This window comes from Sphingomonas segetis (genome assembly GCF_009720245.1).
Lineage (GTDB): Bacteria > Pseudomonadota > Alphaproteobacteria > Sphingomonadales > Sphingomonadaceae > Sphingomicrobium > Sphingomicrobium segetis.
The window spans coordinates 1-2,588 of the sequence record NZ_WJSQ01000237.1 but is presented as its reverse complement, the minus strand read 5'-3'; the positions used below and the strand labels follow the sequence as shown (position 1 = coordinate 2,588).

At 68.8% G+C, this 2,588-nt stretch carries 4 protein-coding genes; 1 reads left to right on the top strand and 3 read right to left on the bottom strand.

Going from position 1 to position 2,588, the window contains the following annotated elements:
- A partial coding sequence (locus tag GH737_RS14275; RefSeq protein WP_196233217.1) for a DNA translocase FtsK 4TM domain-containing protein occupies window positions 1-403 on the bottom strand: 403 nt, incomplete at its 3' end.
- 103 nt (window positions 404-506) lie between these two features.
- Here GH737_RS14275 and GH737_RS14270 point away from each other — a divergent pair.
- Window positions 507-1,721: a UbiH/UbiF/VisC/COQ6 family ubiquinone biosynthesis hydroxylase gene (locus tag GH737_RS14270; RefSeq protein ID WP_155265439.1), complete on the top strand. Its 1,215-nt coding sequence runs from the start codon at window positions 507-509 to the stop codon at window positions 1,719-1,721.
- On the opposite strand, the gene GH737_RS14265 is transcribed toward GH737_RS14270, so the two are convergent.
- On the bottom strand, window positions 1,722-2,357 hold the full coding sequence (locus GH737_RS14265; RefSeq protein WP_155265438.1) for an LON peptidase substrate-binding domain-containing protein: 636 nt from the start codon (window positions 2,355-2,357) through the stop codon (window positions 1,722-1,724). It abuts the gene before it with no gap.
- A partial coding sequence (locus tag GH737_RS14260; protein WP_155265437.1) for a tetratricopeptide repeat protein occupies window positions 2,354-2,588 on the bottom strand: 235 nt, incomplete at its 5' end. The genes GH737_RS14265 and GH737_RS14260, both read right to left, overlap by 4 nt.

Genomic DNA, 2,588 nt, shown 5'->3' with positions numbered 1-2,588 from the left:
AGCTGGTCAGCCCGAGCGCCGTCCCGAGCAGGACGGCGCCGATGGCGGCGACGAGCAGCCCGCGGCCGGTGCGGCCCGCAGGCTCGATCCGAAGCATGCGCAGTCCCGCGATTGCGATGACCGGCACGAAAAGCGCCGAGCCGATGCCGAACAATATCAGGAGAGCATCGCTGAAATAGGCGCCGGGGCTCCCGAGCCAGTTCCTCGGCGGACCTCCGGCGGCGGTGCTGAGGGACGGGTCCGTCGGGCTGTGCGTCGCCAGGGCGATCGCCGCGGCAAGGCTCAGCAGGAGCAGCATCGCGCCCCACGAGCGAATTGCGAATCGGCGCACGGCCGTCGCCAGCGCCTCCCGCCAGTCGGGCGCCAGGTCGCGCTTCGGAGCGCGCGTGGCTACGGTCGCCATGGTCCCACCCCCAAAATCCTTCCGCGCCAAGAATCCCCCACGAGGACTCCGCGGTCAAGCGAAGTCGTGGCGTCATTGCGACGAACAGGTTAGGGGCGCCTCGATGGACCGCGCGGACGTGATCATTTTCGGCGGCGGGCTGGTCGGCCTCGCGCTGGCTTCCGCGCTCGACTCCAGCGGCCTGTCGATCATTCTCATCGATCCCGCCGACCCCACGCAGCGCAATGGCGCCGCGTTCGACGGCCGTACGAGCGCCGTTTCATCGAGCTCGATGCGAATGCTCGAAGCGATCGGCGTTGCCGGTCACTTGGCGGAGCCGGGCTGCCCGATCTGGCGTATCGCAGTCGCCGACGGGCTGGAGCCTGGCGGGCTGCATTTCGACCCCGATGACGGCGAGCCGCTCGGCTTCATGCACGAAAATCGGAATTTGCGCGCGGCGCTGCAGGCGCGCGCCGAGGCTGGCAAGAACATCTGGCCGATGTGGAAGTCGCGCGTCGCAAGCGCCGATCGGGGCGAAGCGGGCGTCATCGTGGCGCTCGAGGATGGGCGCAAGCTCCACGCACCTCTTCTCGTCGGCGCCGACGGGCGCAATTCGCCGACGCGGGAGTCGGCAGGGATCAATGTCGCGCGCTGGAAATATGACCATCAGGCGATCGTGTCGGTGATCCGTCACGAAAGCCCGCACGAGCATGTCGCCTACGAGATCTTCTATCCGACGGGCCCGTTCGCGCTGCTGCCGATGAACGACGATGCCGGAGGCCATCGCTCGGCGATCGTCTGGTCGGTGCCGGACGAGGACGCGGAGGGCTGGCTGTCGCTGAGCGATGAGGATTTCGCGGCGGAGGCTCTAGCCGTGATGGGAAGTTTCCTCGGGGATATCGGGATGCTCGCGCCGCGCTCGTCCTATCCGCTCGGCTTCCACCACGCGGCACAAATGACAGCGCAGCGGCTCGCGCTCGTCGGCGACGCGGCGCACGCGATCCATCCGATCGCTGGCCAAGGCCTCAACCTCGGCTTTCGCGACGTGGCCGCGCTCGCGGAGGTGCTGGTAGAAGGCGCGCGGCTCGGCCTCGATCTCGGCGACCGGCAGCTGCTCGACCGCTACCAGCGCTGGCGCTCGCTCGATGCGCTGTCGGTGGCATTCGCCACCGATACCCTGACCCGAATCTACGGGGCGCCGGGCAAGACCGCCTCTGCGGTGCGCCGCTTCGGAATGGGGCTGGTCGGCCGCATCTCGCCGCTGCGCAATCGCCTGATGAGCGAAGCGCGGGGCACTAGCGGCGACCTGCCGCTGCTCCTGCGCGGGCTGCCAATCTGATTACTGAATTGTCGGCTCGACCTCGACTCCGCCAGTGACAGCCGCACGTTGGAACTGCATCAGCTGCACCAGCAGGTCCGCGCGCGCCGCCAGCGTCGCCTGCTCGAGCAACGCCTGTTTCGCGCCGGCGTCGAACGGCGCCACTTGCGCGATCGCATTGACCAGAAGCTCGTCGTCGAGGCGGTTGACCGCATTCCAGTCGACGGCGAGGCCCATGGCATCGCCGAGCCGCCGGGCCTCGCGCTCCACTTCGGCCCGCTCCGCGAGCGCAAGTGGCGGCGGCTCATCATCGTCGAACGCCTCGATGTCGACCTCGGCACATCTGTAGAGGGCGTCGACCTCGGTTTCGCGGATCAGGCGGAAGCGGTTCGAGCCGAGAAGGACGATGTTGAAGCGTCCGTCCTCCAGCTCCTCGAGCCCGACGATTTCGCCGATGCAACCGACTTCATAGAGCGGGGCGCGATTGTCGTCGTCGATCCGGTGCGGCTGGACCATCGCGATGCGCCCGGCGCCGTCGACCGCGTCGCTCACCATCTCGCGGTAGCGCGGCTCGAAAATGTGCAGCGGAAGCTGGGAGCGCGGGAACAGGATCGCGCCGGCCAGCGGGAACAATGGGACGCGGATCGTCCGGCTCATGTGAAGAGTACGGCCGACAGTCGGCGGCGCTGCGCGCTCGACCATGGGTCCTCGAGCCCCTGCGCCTCCAGCAGTTGCAGGAAGCGCAGCCGTGCGGCGCCCCCGTTCCACTCGCGGTCGCGGCCGATGATCTCGAGCAACGCGTCTGCGGCGGCGTCGCGGTGGCCGGCCGCCATGTTCGCGGAGGCGAGCTCGAAGCGGGCCTCGTGATCGTCGGGGTTGACGGCGAGC

Excerpts from the sequence above, each read along its gene's own strand:
- GH737_RS14265 (WP_155265438.1), bottom strand. The coding sequence starts at position 2,357 with ATGAGCCGGACGATCCGCGTCCCATTGTTCCCGCTGGCCGGCGCGATC.
- GH737_RS14270 (WP_155265439.1), top strand. The coding sequence starts at position 507 with ATGGACCGCGCGGACGTGATCATTTTCGGCGGCGGGCTGGTCGGCCTC.